Source organism: Nakamurella sp. GG22 (assembly GCF_052976845.2).
In genome coordinates this window covers 221,076-236,996 of record NZ_JBRIIO020000002.1, presented here as the reverse complement: position 1 = coordinate 236,996, position 15,921 = coordinate 221,076, and the positions used below count along the sequence as shown (strand labels likewise).

Genomic DNA, 15,921 nt, shown 5'->3' with positions numbered 1-15,921 from the left:
GTCGGCGCTGCCGGGTCGTGTTCACCGGCCGGGCTTGACGGGAATGTCGCCGTAGTGACCGACGACGACCGCGGCGACCGCTCGCAGGGAGTCTCCGGCGAGGTAGTTCCGCTGCTGGTGATGCGCGGCCAGGTCGGTGACCTCGTTCGCCGCCGGGGAGCTGAGCAGTCCGGTCAGCGGATCGCCGGGAAGTCCGGCCCGGATGTCGACGGACACGTCGGGGTTGTTGCTCCGTACATCGACGACCTGGGCACCGAAGGATCTGCCCGCCGGATCAGGCCCGAACGGCGCCGGCGACGGAACGCGACCCAACGAGGCTCCGACCAGTGCCGCCAGTACGTCCGTTTCGCCGTTCGTCACCGGATCGCCGTCGAATGACGTGACGAAGGTGTGCTCCGGGCTGACGTGGGTGTAGTCCTCGGCGGACGCAACGGCGTTGCCCGCTCCGGGTGAGCCGAGCAGCACCAGATCGTCGAGTCTGGCCCCGCGCGCGGCGCCGGACGACATCGTGGTCGAGCCCATTGAGAAGCCGATCCCGACCCACCGCGCGTTCGCCGGAGCGAGCTGCTGTAAATGCCGCAGATCGTCCACCAGCGCGGTGCCGCCGGCCTGTGCGTTGGCATCGCTCAACGCCGCAAGGCTGTTGCCCAGGACGGCGCCCGGGTCCACCGGCACACCCCCGAACGCCGACAGCGGCATGTCGTAGCCGTACCAGGCAATCACCGAGGTGACGTCGTCGGGAGCCTGGCGCATTGCCTCCGCCCTGACAGCGCGCGCATCGGCGACCCCGTCGAGCATCGACACCGGGGCGTTGCCGATGCCCGGCGCGATGGCTGCCACGTTGTCAGCGGCACCGATGTCGCCCAGACCGATGGCGGCGCGCCCCTGCGAGCCTGAGTTCGCCGACTCGTAGACCAGCAGTTGAGCGTCCGTGCCATCGCGGCCGGCGTCGGCCAACGCCGCGTTGACCCCGAGGGCCATCAGGACCGTGGAGACCTCCTCGGACTGCAGGTCGCTGAGCAGCTGTTCCCGGTTGGCCCGGTCGACCGCGCCCGCGTAGCTCCCGCTGCCGGCCACGCCCGCCGGGCCGGTCGCCCCGGCGCCGGGGGCGAACGCCGCCCCGGGCGCCACCACCGGCGGCAAAGGCTCGCGGGGGTCGGCGCGCAACGCCAGCGCAAGGCGGTGCAGTGCCTCGTCGTTGACGGACCTGAGACGGGTCAGCCGGCCGACGGTCGCGGCGACGATCGACGTCAATTCCGCCACCCCGCCATGGACGGCGGCCCAGAGCAGCAGGTCGCAACCGACCGTCCAGCCCAGCCTGCCGACCGCGCCCTCAGCGTCAGACAACGCCGAGTCGGCGAGACTTCTGCTGTGGCGCAGGATCTCAGCCGTGTCACCGGCGACGTCGACCTGCCGGCGGATGATGCCGACCGCGGCCAGGACCGCGTCGTGCTGCCGGATCAGCGCGGCACGCGGGGCCGGGCTCGTCCACCCGGCCGCAAGTGGGCCGATGGCGTCGGACAGCCTCGCGCCGCCGAGAGTCAGGGCGCCCGCCGCCGCCGACGCCACGTCGAACCATTCGGTCAGCCGGTCCACCTCGACTCCCGTCACGTCGTCGGCGAGGTCGGCCAGTTGCGGTACCCCGAGCTGGTGGGCCGCGGATGCCACTGCTGATCCACCTGCCGACCAGCGACCACCGCTCACCGGGGTGGCACCGGCATCGCCGACTCCAGTTGCTCGAACACGGCGGCGACCGTGCGGATCCGAACTGCAACTCCGCTCGCCGCGTCCGCCGCGATCCGGGAGGCCTGCAGAGCGTGCTGAACCCGTCGCGCCGCCGCATCCACGACTTCACGGGCGACGGCGGAACGGCCGAGGCTGTCGTCGGTCAACCGGCAACCGAGGGCCTTGCCTACGACGGCAGCGAAGGCTGTCGAGGCATCCTCGACCGCGCCCGCCGCCGCCTTGAGCAGTGCGGTGTCGACCACCAGGTCTGTCATCACGCCTCCCACGCTTCCCACGCTTCCCACGCTTCCCACCGTTCCCATGCCTGCAACGCCTCCCAGGCCTCCCACGCCGCCTGTCATTGGGCCTCCCGTCAATCACGCCGCCCGTCACCGTCCAGCGTTGGCGGCCGACGGTTCCCGGGCCCGCTTCGCCCGGCCGGTGTGGAGCGATTTCTGACATGGGAGCAAATCGGCGGGTTGAGTGACGCCCGAACGGGCACCATGGACAGGTGGCATCAACTCGGGCGTGGCCCGCTCAAGGGCCGGCCGTGCGCGATGAGCTCGCCGCCTGGTCCACGGTTCGGCCGCCGGACCGTCCGTTGGGTACTGTCCCGCCCCTCTCCACGCCGCCGCCGGAGGGTTGGACCGAGCTGATCGACGGCCGCGGTGTCTTCATTCGCCGACAGCAGGGACCTCCTGATGCGACGCCTGTGTGGTTCGTTCACGGGCTCGCCGGGGCGTCGACGGACTGGACCCGGTTGAGCGGGGCGCTGTCGGTGCTGGCGACCGGGTACAGCCTCGATTTGCCCGGCAGCGGACGCTCGGATCCTCCTCCGCAGGGCCGTTACTCGCCGCAGGCGGACGCCGACATCACCGCGGCCGCGATCGACCAGGTCACCGGCGGGCCGATTCATCTGGTCGGCAACTCGTACGGCGGCGTGGTCGCCACTCTGCTGGCTGCCCGACGCCCCGACCTCGTTCGCACGCTCACCGTCATCTCGCCCGCCGTGCCCGATTTGCGGCTCACCCGCGATCGCGGTGCGGACGCCAGGCTGGGTCTGCTGTTGTTGCCCGGCGCCGCGAGGGTTGCCGTCGATCAACTGTCGTCCATCGAGCCGATGGAGCGGGCCAGGGGACTGGGTGGCGTGTGCTTCGGCCGCCCGGAGTCCATCATCGAAACCGATTACCAGGCACTGGCTCTGGAGCACAGCTGGCGGGCTGCGCTGCCGTGGACACACGCTGCCACGGTGGCCACCCTGCGCGGTTTGATGGCCGGCTACCTTCGCCGCGGCTCGTTGTCGTTCACGGCGACAGCCGCTCAGATTCTGGCGCCGACGCTCGTCGTGTGGGGCACCCGGGACCGGCTGGTCGACGTGCGGTTGTCGCGGCGGGCCGCGGCCGCGTATCCCAGGGCCGAACTCCTGGTGATCGCTGGATGCGGGCATGTCGCCCAGCTCGAGGAGCCGCTCGCAACCGCCCTCGGCATCGCCGAACTGTGGGACGGAGAGTACGACGCCGACATGTTTGGCGACGCGATTCCGGCCCACACGGCAACGTCGACCCGGTCGGACGAGGCCAACGCCGAAGATCATCCAGGGCGCGCCGTGCCGGCGACCCGTCCGGCCTATGGCAACCTCACACCGTGACATCGTTCCCCGGCGAGCCGCGCCGGCAAGGTTTGCCGACAGGTTCCGGCTCGGACGAGTCGCGGGAGCCGTGGGAACCACGCCGGCCGGCGCCCGGCTCGGCGCCCTGGCTGGATACATCGTCGCTGTGGGATGACAGCGGATCTGCGTCCATCGACGGCACGCGTGCGTCCCGGCGTAGTCCCCAGGGCCGGCACAGGGGGGACGAGGGGTCCAGTCCCGGCGAGGAGCACCGCCGCGATCCACTGCATCGGGAACGGCCCAGCGCTGGCCAGCGCGGTGACGGTGCTCAGGGGGCCGACAGTCGCGGTGTGTACCGAGCTGAAGCGTCCGGCTCTGGTCGGTCCGGCAGCGATCGCTCCACCGACGATCGGTACAGCCGTCGCCAACGGCCCAGCAGCGATCAACACCGCGCTGACCAGCACCGCGGTGACCACTACCGCAGCGATCAGTACCGCGGTGATCAGTACCGAGGTGATCCGTCCACCAGCACTTCACGCAGCGGCGACCCGTCCGGCCGGGATCGGTACGGCAGCGACGGATACACCCGGGGCAGCTCGAGCCGTGACAGGTACGGCGCCGGACGGGCCGATGCGTCCGGCGACCGTGCGCGCTCCGATTCGTCCAGATCGAGATCGTCCCGATCCGACTCATCTCGTTCGGGCCGGTCGGGGTCGGATTCCTCACGGTCACGTCAGGGCCAGTTGGATCCGGCGGGACGCGGGACGCGCGGCCGAGAGTCGGGTCGCAGACCACCCACTGGCGGCCGCGGCGGCAGCAGCCTTCGCTGGCGTGCCATCGTCATCCCGGTCCTGGTGGTGCTGACGCTGGTCGTCATCTTCCAGAGCATGAGCACCCCGGTGACGGACAGCACAGCGTCGGACACATCCCCGTCGAGCTCGGAGCTTCTGGGTACCCCGCTCCCGACCCCGCCGTCGGCTGCCACCTCCAGTTTCACCGCCCCGGTCAGTTCCTCGGTCACGGCATCCGGGGCGGAACCTGCTCCGGCGAGACCGTCGCGGACTGCCTCGGCTGATCCGACCCCCGTGCCCGCCCCGGGTGCGGTCCCCGATCTGACCATCAAGGACGCCGCCGGGCATCCCGCGGCGTCCATCAAGGCCGGCGCCCTGCCGGCCGGTGACAAGTTCGTCGCCGCCGGAAAGGGCAGTTGGCACGTGGTGCCGGGCACGACCCCGGCGATGGGAACCGGCCCGCAGCGATCCACATACACCATCGAGGTGGAGGACGGACTGCAGTCGGCGGCGGCCGACAAGGCATTCGCGAAGGAGGTCGATGCCACCCTTGCCGATCCGAGATCGTGGATCGGCGGCGGTCAGTTCAGTCTGCAGCGGATCGACTCCGGTGACCCTGACTTCCGCATTTCGCTGACCAGCCAGCTGTCCGTCCGATCCGGATGCGGGTTCGACATCCCGCTCGAGGCGTCGTGTTTCAGCGGTGGTGCCGGGCGGGTCTTCATCAATGACGCGCGATGGGTGCGTGGGGCGATGTCCTACGACGGAGATCTGACCGCCTATCGGGCGTATGCCGTCAACCATGAAGTGGGCCATGCGCTGGGCATGCGGCATGAGAGGTGTCCGGCGAAGGGTGCGCCGGCGCCGGTCATGATGCAGCAATCGTGGAGTGTGTCGAACGACGATCTGAGCGTGTTGGATCCGCAGAACATCCCCCGGGACGGCAAGGTCTGCGCTCCCAACCCCTTCCCGTACCCCGGCGCGGCGACCGCCTCGGCGCCCAAGACCGACGGATCGACCGCCGCCGGCTGAAGCGCGCCGGTCGGCCGCCGATGAGTCAAACCCCGGTGTGCTCGCGCACACCAATGCGGTGCCCGCCCCGTGCGGGGAAGAAGAGCGGTGCGATCGCCGTTGACGCTGAGGCAGACTATGCCCGTGCCCAAGGAGATCCCCGTGACATTGCCACCGCTGGTTGAACCGGCCGAATCGTTGAGCAAGGCCGAGGTTGAGCGGTATTCGCGCCACCTGATCATCCCCGACGTCGGGATGACGGGCCAGAAACGTCTGAAGAACGCCAAGGTGCTGGTCGTCGGCGCCGGAGGGCTGGGCTCGCCCGCCCTGCTCTACCTGGCTGCAGCCGGAGTCGGCACTCTCGGAATTCTCGACTTCGACACCGTCGACGAGTCGAATCTGCAGCGCCAGGTCATCCATGGCCAGTCCGATATCGGCAAGTCCAAGGCGGTCTCCGCCGCGGAGTCCATCGCCGAGATCAACCCGTACGTGAAGGTCAACCTGCACACCGAGCGGTTGGACTCCGGGAACGCTCTGGAGATCTTCGAGCCGTACGACCTCATCCTCGACGGCACCGACAACTTCGCCACCCGTTACCTCGTCAACGACGCCTGTGTGCTGTTGGGCAAGCCGTATGTCTGGGGCTCCATCTACCGCTTCGAGGGCCAGGCCAGCTTGTTCTGGGCCGAGTACGGACCTCAGTACCGCGATCTGTATCCCGAGCCGCCGCCGCCCGGAATGGTTCCGTCCTGCGCCGAGGGCGGGGTCCTGGGCGTGCTCTGCGCCTCGATCGGTTCGATCATGGTCACCGAGGCGATCAAACTCATCACCGGCATAGGCGAGACGTTGCTGGGCCGGCTGATGGTCTACGACGCGCTCGAGATGACGTACCGGACCGTCAAGATCCGCCGCGATCCGGCGGGTGAGCCGATCACCGGCCTGATCGACTACGACGCGTTCTGCGGCACCCTGTCCGACGACGCGGCCGCCGCCGCCACCGGTCACACGATCTCCGCCCGCGACCTCAAGACAAAGATCGACGCCGGCGAGGACTTCCTGCTGGTGGACGTCCGGGAGCAGAACGAGTACGAGATCGTCTCCATCCCGGGCTCCGTGCTGATCCCCAAGGGCGACATCATCTCGGGCGAGGCGCTGTCGTCGTTGCCGATGGACAGGCCGCTGGTTCTGCATTGCAAATCCGGTGCGCGTTCGGCCGAGGCGCTGGCAGTCCTGCACAAGGCAGGCTTCGCCGACGCCGTTCACGTCGGCGGCGGGGTGCTGGCCTGGGTCAAGCAGGTGGACCCGAGCCTGCCGTCGTACTGAGCTGGCGCCCAGCGATCCGGTGGTGCGTGCGTCACCGGGGCTGCTTCGACACGCGTCGACCGTCGATCACGGGTTGTCCCACGGTAACGTCGAAGGGTGATCGGTGGACCCTCGGCGCGGCCGCCCGTCGGGCCTGAGGGCCTCTCGGCGGTGATCGCGGACGGCGCGGTGGCCCCGCCGGACCATGTCCTGAGGGCATTCGCCGCCCCGAGCACCCCTCCTGAGGTGCTGGACGGTGGGCAGGGTCGTACCTGGCGCTGCGGCAACATCGTGTTCAAGCCCGTTGACGACCCGGTCGAGGCATCCTGGCTCGCCAACGTGTTCGAGCAGTTGCAGGTCTCCGGCCTCCGTTTGGCCCGGCCGGTTCGGTCCTCGGACGGTCGATGGGTGGTGTCCGGCTGGTGCGCGCAACGGTTCGTGTCGGGAAGCCCCGCCCCCCGGCACGACGACATCCTGCGGGTATCGATCGCGCTGCACGAGGCGCTGTCCGCGGTGCCCGAGCCGAAGTTCGTCCGGCAGCGTGCGGGCCTGTACCCGTGGGCCGATCGGCTGGCCTGGGGCGAGATCGAGGATGTGGACGCACGAACGGGCAGTGGGCACGGGGCACGGCTTTTCGCCGGGCTGGCGGCCGTGCGCCGCCCGATCGACCTGCCGAGCCAAGTCGTGCACGGAGATCTGTACGGCAACGTGCTGTTCGCCGGATCCGCGCCGCCGGCGGTCGTGGACATCACCCCGTACTGGCGCCCGGCAGGATGGGCGGCCGGGGTGATCGCCGTGGACGCGATCGCCTGGGGTGGTGCGCCCGTCGAGCTGATCGCGGAGTGGAGCCAGTGGCCGCAGCTGCCGCACAGCGCCTGGCCCCAACTGGTGCGCCGGGCTCTGCTCTTCCGGCTGGCCGTCTGTCTGGCGAACCCGGCGATCCCGCCGAGCCACCTGGTCACGATGCTGTCCACCGCTGAACGTATCGAGCCGTTCCTCGGCTGACGGTCGAACCACCCCTTCCGCTGCCCTCTTCGTGTTGCGGCGCTACGTGCCGGTGTCACAGCTCCTCTCCATCGTCGAGTTCGTCAGCCTCGTCGAAATTGCCGGGATCGCCGAGCGGGTTGGATGCGAGGTCCTCCAGCAACTCCGGTCGCAGGCCGGCCGACATGATCGCCATCAACGTGTGGGCGAGTGGGTTCTCCGGCTCTGCCTCCAGGCAACGGTCCACGGCCACCTGGGCGAGCGCGCCGTCGCCGTGGCGATACGCCACCATCGCCAGGACGGAACACAACGGCGGCGCCAGCGCGGTCGGCGTCCGGGTCGCGCAGGAGATCAGCATCGGCAGCCAGGGTCGGTCCACCTCGACGACTGCCTGCCTCAGCACGGCATCACGCACCGTGTCCTGGACGAGCGTCACAGCGATCGCCGCGGCGACGTCGACGGTGACGGCGCCGGTCGTGGTGATCTGGTGGCAGGCCCTTTCCATCAGGCCGCGTACCGACGGCGGAACCAGGTCGCCCGGCCCCGAACCGTCGCATCCGTAGGGATACGACGGTTCGGGGGCAGATCTCTCCGGTCCCCGCGCTATCGGCCGGCTGGTGAGCGGGCGCGTCGGACCGGGCGGCGCCGCCGCCGCGGGCAGCGGTGAGGTGCTCGGCATTCGCCCCGCTGCCGCCTCGGTGATCCAGTGTGCAGCCTCCCGGAGGCGCGACCCGGTCGGACCGGCGATCGACTGTCTCAGCTGCTCGCGGTCGGACAGCACGGATCTGCCGGCGAGTGCTCCGGCGGCGTTGAGTGCGAGGACAGCCGGATGGTCTGCGCCCGGCAGGGCGATGCCCGGGTGTGCGCGCTCCATCGCCGCGTTCAGGGCGGGTCGAGCCCGTCCACCCCGAACAACCATCGCATCCATGACGTCGACGCCGACCGTGGCCAGTTCACCGAGCAGATCGTCGAGCAGTGGGCGCCGACGCCGGGTGTCCTGATAGCAGACGACCACGACCTCGTCCGCGTGATTCAGCGCATGACGTGCGAGGTGCGCGGCCATCGTTTTGTCGTGACCCAACGGGAGGTCGACCCGCGCGACCGGTCCGATGCGCCGGCGCCCCCCAGACACGCAGATCAGCACAAGGCTGTTCGTCGGACGGAAACCCAGCATCGGCGGAACGGCGGCCAGGAGGCCGGCCGGGCCGCTCACCCGAATGGGCGCGGCGTCGTCGGTTGTCGTCATGACGATCACCGTCATGCGTTGCCGTGAGTCCGGCCATGCCGCCCAGCCGGGTGTGCACCGTTCGAGCTCATGGGCGCAATCAGGCGGGGTCAGTGGGCCGGGAACTCGGAACTGTCGGAGCGATCTGGTAGGTGCGCCGGACAGCGATGGTGGTCCTTCATTGCCACCGGTACCGGGCGAGACTGACCCGACCGTCGACTGATTCGACTCCCTCCGAGCGGAGTCGCCCGAGTTGCTCGGTGACCAGGTGAGGTGCCGGTGTGCCGTCGGCGCGCAGGATCCGGTGCCACGGTGTGTCGTCGTCCGAGAGCTGGGCCAGGACATATCCGGCCAGTCGCGGCGAACGGGAGCCGGCCCTGGCCGCGACGTCACCGTAGGTCGCCACTCGGCCCATCGGGATCTGCGCCACGACGTCGAGCATCCGCTGCGCGAGTTCCATGTCCATGGCGCGACGCTAACGCCAACCCGGACCCGCACACTGTCGGGTAGTGCCTCGGGCAACAGGCGGTGTCGCAACAGGCGGTGTCGCAACAGGGCGGTGTCGGTGGGCCGTGATGGGATTCAACACATGACGCAGGCACCGGCCAGCCCGGTATCGTTCCGCCTCCACCGCTCCGGCGGCGGTGGGCGGATCGAGCCGACCGCCGAGCAGCGCATGGTGATCGGCCACCAGGGACGGCGATTGAAGGTGCTCGCCGGGCCGGGAACCGGCAAGTCGGCCACGCTGGTCGAGGCGGTGGCCGAGCGGATCGCTGATCGCGTCGTCCCACCGGAACAGATTCTGGTGCTTACTTTTTCGCGCCGAGCCGCAGCGGAGTTGACCGGCCGCATCGCACGCCGTCTCGATGTGACCACCAGGGAGCCGTTGGTTCGCACCCTCCACAGCTATGCCTATTCGCTGCTGCGGGCGCAGGCCGTCCGGTCCGGGGAACCGTCACCTCGTCTGCTCGCCGCGGGCGAGTCGGATCAGATGGTCCGGGAGCTTCTCGCCGGACAACAGGAGAGCGGGCGGGGCGAGTGGCCGCCGGCAGTGAGTGCCGCGCTGACGTCGCCGGCCTTCGCAGCGGAGCTCCGTGACCTGATGCTCCGCACGGCGGAACGGGGGATCACCCCGCGCCGCCTGGCGGAGCTCGGCCGTCGCCGTCACCGCCCGGAATGGCAGGCCGCGGCGCGTTTCGCCAGGGAGTACCAGGACGTATCCGACCTCCGGCAGGGCAGCAGCGGCTTGGGCGCGGCGCTCGACCAAGCTGAATTGACGCGGGCAGCGTTGGGACTGCTGGCCGACGACGCGGTGCTCGCCGCGGAGCAGGCGCGTGTCCGCAGGATCTTCGTGGACGAGTTCCAGGACGTCGACCCGGCACAGGCGAAGCTCGTCTCGATGCTCGCCTCCGGTGCCGATGAGTTGGTCGTCTTCGGGGATCCCGATCAGTCGATCTACGCCTTCCGGGGCTCGGATCCGGGGGCCCTGCGCGATATCGAGGTCGACCGCACCGTGGTCCTGACGACCTCACGCCGACTGGCGCCCAACCTTCTCGTCGCGACCCGACGGGTTGCCGATCACCTTCCCGGTTCCTCACCGCATCGTGCGCTCGCGGCTCCTCAAGAGCGGCCCCCGACGGAACCGTCACCGGACACGACCAACGGCCCGCAGCTCCCGCTCGACGGCGAAGTCGTTGTTCGGACGTTGCCGACGGTTGCGCGGGAAGCGGCCTTCATCGCCGATGAGTTACGCCGGGCGCACCTTCGCTGCGGAGTTCCGTGGTCGCGGATGGCCGTCCTGGTGCGGTCACCGGCGGCCTCGTTGCCCGCTCTCAGGCGGGCTTTCTCCAGCGCCGGTGTTCCGCTCGGTACGTCCGGTCGGGACACCGCGCTGACCGACGACCCGGTGATCCGGCTGTTGCTGACCGTCCTGAGGTGTGGCCGGGAACCGGCAACCCTGACCGGCCAGGTGGCCCTGGATCTGCTGTCCTCGCCAGCCGGTGGTCTGGATGGCGAAGCACTGCGCAGGTTGCGCCGGCAGTTGCGAAGAGCCGACCCTGATGGTGGATCCACACCGGATCTCGTCGCGGCGGTGCTCGCGGGAGCTCCGGTGCCCGAGGGTGTTTCGGCCGACCTCTGCCGCCCGCTGCTCCGCGTCCGCGCGATGGTGGACGCGGCACGCAGCAGAACCGCGGACTCGGCCGCGGAGGAGAGTCTGTGGGCTGTGTGGCGGGCCAGCGAGCTCGAGGATCCCCTGGTGGTGGCCTCGCTACGGGGCGGTCGTGCGGGTCAACGGGCCGACAACACTCTCGACGGCGTTCTGACCCTTTTCTCGATGGCTTCCGACCTGGCCGACCGGATGCCGTTGGCCGGGGTGGATGCCTTCCTCGACGTGGTGGAGGGGCAACAGATCCCGGGCGATCCCACCGCGGGTACGACCCGCCCTGCGGAGGTGGTCGCGGTGCTCTCCGCGCACGCCTCCAAGGGCCTGGAATGGGACGTGGTGTGTCTGGCGGGTGTCGCCGAGGGCCGGTGGCCGGTCCTTCGGCCGCGCGAGAGCCTGCTCGGCACCGACGAAGTCCTCGACGCGGCCGCCGGTCTGCCCCGAACGGTCGCCGGCGGTCCCGGGACCTTGCAGGAAGAGCGAAGGCTGTTCTACGTGGCCGCAACCCGCGCACGGAAGAAACTTGTCGCAACGTCGGTCGACGACCAGGACACGGTGCCATCCCGATTCCTCGGCGAACTACTGGGCCCGACCGACGAGGTGGAAACGGGATGGCCGGCGGGGATCGACGGCGGCGAACGGCGAGGTCTGCACCTGACGGATCTGGTTGCGGAGCTGCGAAGGGCAGTGACCGACCCGACCGTTCCCGAGCTCAGCGCGCAACTGGCAGCGACGCAGTTGGCCCGACTGGCCGCTGCCGGCGTCGCCGGCGCACACCCTCGCGATTGGTACGGGCTCGCGGACCGGTCGACGACAGCGCCGCCGCTGCCACCGTCGGCGCCGATCTCGGTATCGCCATCGGCGGTGGACAGTCTTGCCACCTGCTCGCTACGCGGCGTACTCGAACGGCGCGGTGCTCGATCCGGTTCCACCCAGCAGCAGGTCGAGGGCATCGTTCTGCACGCGCTCGTCGACGGGCTCGCGAAAGGGACGCCACGGGCCGACATCGAAGCGGAGATGGAACGCTTCCTTTCACTCCAGACCCATCTGCCGCCGTGGCTGGTCGGCAGAACCCGCAGGGCGCTCGGCTCGATGATGACCGCCGCCGAGAGCTGGATCCGGGACCTTCCGCCGGGTCGAACCCTGGCGCGATCCGAGGTCCGGCTCTCCGTTGTGGTTCCCGGTCCCGGCGATGGGACGGACGGCGCTATGGGGTCTCGGTCACGCGAAGTACGGCTCGAGGGCCGGGCCGACCGACTAGACAGGAATGCGGACGGTTCGATCGTCGTCGTCGACTTCAAGACCGGAGCCACCGTTCCGTCGAAGGCGAGCGTCGTCGAGAACGCCCAGCTGGCCGTCTACCAATTGGCGTTGATGCTCGGCGCCGCGGCCGACCTGGAACGTCGCGCAGGGATCGAGTTGCCTGACGAGCCGCCGCTCGACCCCGACGAAGAGGAAATGGTCGGTGCGTCACCGGCCGCCGACCCGATGAACGGCCATCCAGCGCCGCCGGACTTCCGGCCGTCGACGACGACCCGGCCGGGCGGGGCCGAGCTGGTGTACCTGCGGACCGGCGCTGCGCAGGTTCGCCACCAGCCACCGCTCGATGCCACGGCAGCGGCCGACTGGTCGGCCGTGGTCCGGGCGGCCGCCGAACGACTCGCCGCCTCCGTCAACATCGCCCAGGAGAACAAATTCTGTGAGAGGTGCCCGGTGCGGTCCTGCTGCCCGTTGCAGCCCGAAGGTCGACAGGTGACGCGATGATCACCGCCGCCGAACTGTCCCGCCAACTCGGACTGCCCGCGCCCACCGCCGAGCAGACAGCGGTGATCGAGGCGCCGCTCGTCCCCGGTCTTGTGGTCGCCGGCGCCGGTTCGGGCAAGACCGAGACGATGGCGTCGCGGGTGGTCTACCTGGTCGCCACCGGGCAGGTCCGACCGGAGCAGGTGCTGGGGCTGACCTTCACCCGGAAAGCGGCCGCTGCGCTGAGCCAGCGCGTCCGGCGACGGTTGCGGATGCTCGCAGCATCGGGGATCGGCGGGCTCGATGCCCAGGACCTTCTCGGGGACCCCGAGGTGGCGACCTACCACTCCTTCGGCGGGCGCTTGATCGCCGACTTCGGACCACTCGCGGGTGTCGAACCCGCGTCGGCGGTCCTGACACCGACCGGCGCATGGCAACTGGCGCGGCGGGTCGTCGGGCGTTGGGACGGCGACCTGCGCACGGATCTCGGTCCGGATCAGGTCACCGAGCGGCTGCTGGCCATCTCGGGAGCACTCGCGGACCACCTGTCGGGAGCCGGCGACCTGGAGAATGTCCTCGAGGACCTGCTCAACGTCTTACGGTCGGCACCGCCGACGAGCCGGCAACGTAGTGCGCTGCACAGCGCCCTGGCCGATCACGTCAAGCGGTTGCAGGACCGGCATTGGATCGTCCCGCTGACCAGAGCGTTCGCCGCGGCCAAACGGGAGCGCGGTGTCATCGACTTCGCCGACCAGATGCAGATCGCCGCGACGCTGGTGCAGGAGCAACCACGAGTCGGCGCGGTGCTGCGGGAGAAGTACGCAGTCGTGCTCCTGGACGAGTACCAGGACACCGGGCATGCCCAGAGGGTCATCCTCAGAACCCTTTTCGGTGCCGGAGCACCGGGTGCGAAGAACGGACACCCGGTGATGGCGGTCGGCGACCCGGTTCAGTCGATCTATTCCTGGCGTGGCGCGTCGGCCTCGAACTTGCCGCGATTCGTCACCGACTTCCCGCTGTCGAACGGGACGGCATCGCCCATCCGCTCGCTGCTGACCAGCTTCCGGAATCCGCCCGCCGTGCTCGCGCTCGCCAACTCGGTGTCCGAGTCGATCAGGTCGGGGCCATCGGCACCGGTGCAGGTCGGCGAACTTCGTCCGGTGGATGGGGCGCCCGACGGCGAGGTCCGATACGGGCTCTTCCCGACGGTGGCCGACGAGGACGCCTGGCTCGCCCGGACGATTGCCCAGCGGTGGAAGGCTGCGATGGATGGTGCTGCGCCGTCCCCGCCCACCACCGCGGTGCTGGTCAGGCGCCGCAGTGACATGGCCGCGACGGCCGAGGCGTTGCGGGCCGAGGGGCTGCCTGTGGAGGTGGTCGGCCTCGGCGGTCTTTTGAACGAACCCGAGATCGCCGACCTGGTGGCAACGCTCCGGGTCTTGGTGGACCCCACGGCGGGCTCCGCCGCCATCCGACTACTCACCGGCGCTCGGTGGCAGCTCGGAGTGGCGGATCTGGAGGCGCTGGCGCAGCGCGCGCGGGCCCTGGTGAAGGACAGCCGGTCGGCTGCCGAGAAGCCGGGGCCCGGTCGGAATGCGGTGCGTGCCGCTGTGGCCCAAGCACTCTCCGGTGAGGACATCGACGCCTGGTGCCTGATCGACGCCATTTCCGACCTCGGCCCGGCGGCGGGCTACTCACCCGCGGGGTATCAGCGACTGGTGAGCTTTGCCACGCACCTGCGGCGGCTCCGAAGCCGCCTCGGTCAGCCGCTGCCGGATCTGATCGCCGATCTCGAACGCGCGACCGGCCTCGACGTGGAAGTTCAACTGGGTTCACCGGCGGGCCGCGCGCACCTTGATGCGTTCGCCGACGTGGTGGCTGACGTCGCTGCGACCGGGGCGGGTCCGACGGAGCTGCTGGACTACCTCGATGCGGCCGCCGAACGGGAGGACGGACTGACGCCCGGGGAGGTGGCCGCCTCGGCCGACCGGGTGCAGGTGCTGACCGTGCACGCGGCGAAAGGACTCGAGTGGGAGATCGTCGCGGTCCCGCACCTCACGGACGGCGTGTTCCCGGTGACCAGAGGCAGCACCTGGCTCGGTGACGCGGGTCAGTTGCCACCGGAGCTGCGCGGTGACCGAGACGAGTTGCCGCAGCTGAAGCTGCCCGCGGACGGAGACCAGAAGGAGGTCGCTGACGCACTGGCCGAACACGGGGCCGACTTCGCGCGGTTGCGCCTGCTCGAGGAACGGCGACTGCTCTACGTCGCGCTGACCCGCGCAGAGCAGGTGCTGCTGCTCTCGGGCCATCACTGGGGCGCGACCACGAGCAGGCCCGCAGGTCCGAGTGAGTTCCTGCTGGACTGCGCGGCACAGTTGCGTCCGGCCGTGGAGCCGGACGCCTGGGCGCCGGCGCCGGACGCCGCCGACGCCAACCCGCTGACCACCACGCCCCGCACGGCGATGTGGCCGGTCGACCCACTGGGCGCACGGCGCAGCGACGTCCGGGCCGGTGCCGATCGGGTGCTCGAAGCCATTGCGGCGCAAGCCTTCTCCGAAAAAGTGCCTGACAGCCAGCCCGCGGTACGCCAGCCAGCGGAGGAGTCGGATCCGTTCGGCTGGGCAGCCGATGTGAGCACCCTGCTGGCCGAGCGCACGGCCGTGAACCACGGCTCCGTCGACGTCGAGCTGCCGGGCACCCTGTCCGTCTCGGCACTCGTCGACCTCGCCGAGGACCCACAGCTGTTGGCGCGGCGGCTCCGGCGTCCCGTTCCGATCGAGCCGACCCCGACCAGCCGCCGGGGCACCGCGTTCCATCAGTGGCTCGAACGCTTCTACGGCGGCGAGGCGTTGCTCGACGTGCGCGACCTACCGGGTTCCGGTGACCACTGGGCGGCGGAGGATGCCGACTTCGACGATCTGCGGCGCCGGTTCCTCGAGTCGCCCTGGGCGAACCGTGTCCCGGCGGAGGTCGAAGTGCCGTTCGCCACCCGGATCGGCGGGATCGGGATCCGCGGCAGGATCGACGCGGTCTTCGCCGACGCGGACGGAGGCGTCACGGTCGTCGACTGGAAAACGGGACGGCCCCCACCCGCCGCCAGACGCGCAGCGGCCGCGGTGCAGTTAGCCTGCTATCGATTGGCGATCGCGGAGCTGCGGCAGGTACCGCTCGCGCTGGTCCGGGCAGCCTTCCACTACGTCGCCACCGGCACCACCATCGCGCCGGTGGACCTGCTCGACGCCGACGGCATCGGCGACCTGATCTCTGCCGCGACCGGGACGCCCGATGCTGTCGCATTTCCGGGGTGACGCCGCCGAACCCGAACGTCCCCGAGGTGGCAGATCGAGGGGTCGCCGTTTGTAGGGTG

Annotated in this window: 11 protein-coding genes; 6 read left to right on the top strand and 5 right to left on the bottom strand. The window is 70.1% G+C overall.

The window, feature by feature from the left end; genetic code table 11:
* Window positions 1-21: 21 nt before the first annotated feature.
* Window positions 22-1,668, bottom strand: coding sequence for an alpha/beta hydrolase (locus ACVBEQ_RS03410; protein WP_447152015.1), 1,647 nt, complete (start codon window positions 1,666-1,668; stop codon window positions 22-24).
* 32 nt (window positions 1,669-1,700) lie between these two features.
* Complete coding sequence (locus ACVBEQ_RS03405; protein ID WP_447152014.1) at window positions 1,701-2,000, bottom strand: hypothetical protein; 300 nt, start codon at window positions 1,998-2,000, stop codon at window positions 1,701-1,703.
* A 236-nt stretch (window positions 2,001-2,236) separates the two neighbouring features.
* Here ACVBEQ_RS03405 and ACVBEQ_RS03400 point away from each other — a divergent pair, with 236 nt between their 5' ends.
* The gene (locus ACVBEQ_RS03400; RefSeq protein ID WP_447152013.1) at window positions 2,237-3,373 is read left to right on the top strand and encodes an alpha/beta fold hydrolase; all 1,137 of its coding nucleotides are present in this window, start codon (window positions 2,237-2,239) and stop codon (window positions 3,371-3,373) included.
* 694 nt (window positions 3,374-4,067) lie between these two features.
* Here the strand turns inward: ACVBEQ_RS03400 and ACVBEQ_RS03395 are convergent.
* Window positions 4,068-4,355 carry a hypothetical protein gene (locus ACVBEQ_RS03395; protein WP_447152012.1) on the bottom strand — a complete coding sequence of 96 codons (288 nt, stop codon included), beginning with the start codon at window positions 4,353-4,355 and terminating at the stop codon, window positions 4,068-4,070.
* 64 nt (window positions 4,356-4,419) lie between these two features.
* Between ACVBEQ_RS03395 and ACVBEQ_RS03390 the strand changes: the two genes are divergently transcribed.
* The 3 genes from ACVBEQ_RS03390 (at window position 4,420) to ACVBEQ_RS03380 (ending at window position 7,443) form a co-directional block, all read left to right on the top strand.
* Window positions 4,420-5,157 (top strand): DUF3152 domain-containing protein, encoded by a 738-nt coding sequence (locus ACVBEQ_RS03390; protein ID WP_447152011.1) that lies wholly within the window; start codon window positions 4,420-4,422, stop codon window positions 5,155-5,157.
* A 117-nt stretch (window positions 5,158-5,274) separates the two neighbouring features.
* Window positions 5,275-6,459, top strand: a complete 1,185-nt coding sequence (gene moeZ, locus ACVBEQ_RS03385; RefSeq protein WP_447152010.1) for an adenylyltransferase/sulfurtransferase MoeZ — start codon at window positions 5,275-5,277, stop codon at window positions 6,457-6,459.
* Window positions 6,460-6,555: 96 nt separating this feature from the next.
* Window positions 6,556-7,443: a TIGR02569 family protein gene (locus tag ACVBEQ_RS03380; RefSeq protein WP_447152009.1), complete on the top strand. Its 888-nt coding sequence runs from the start codon at window positions 6,556-6,558 to the stop codon at window positions 7,441-7,443.
* Window positions 7,444-7,498: 55 nt separating this feature from the next.
* On the opposite strand, the gene ACVBEQ_RS03375 is transcribed toward ACVBEQ_RS03380, so the two are convergent.
* The gene (locus ACVBEQ_RS03375) at window positions 7,499-8,668 is read right to left on the bottom strand and encodes a DUF4192 domain-containing protein (RefSeq protein WP_447152008.1); all 1,170 of its coding nucleotides are present in this window, start codon (window positions 8,666-8,668) and stop codon (window positions 7,499-7,501) included.
* A gap of 157 nt (window positions 8,669-8,825) precedes the next feature.
* A complete protein-coding gene (locus ACVBEQ_RS03370) occupies window positions 8,826-9,113 on the bottom strand; it encodes an MGMT family protein (protein WP_447152007.1) in 288 nt (95 codons plus the stop codon).
* Between the two features lie 123 nt (window positions 9,114-9,236).
* On the opposite strand from ACVBEQ_RS03370, the gene ACVBEQ_RS03365 reads away from it, so the two are divergent.
* Window positions 9,237-12,575 (top strand): ATP-dependent helicase, encoded by a 3,339-nt coding sequence (locus ACVBEQ_RS03365; RefSeq protein WP_447152006.1) that lies wholly within the window; start codon window positions 9,237-9,239, stop codon window positions 12,573-12,575.
* Complete coding sequence (locus ACVBEQ_RS03360) at window positions 12,572-15,862, top strand: ATP-dependent helicase (protein ID WP_447152005.1); 3,291 nt, start codon at window positions 12,572-12,574, stop codon at window positions 15,860-15,862. The genes ACVBEQ_RS03365 and ACVBEQ_RS03360 overlap by 4 nt, the downstream gene beginning before the upstream one ends.
* The last annotated feature ends 59 nt before the right edge of the window (window positions 15,863-15,921 follow it).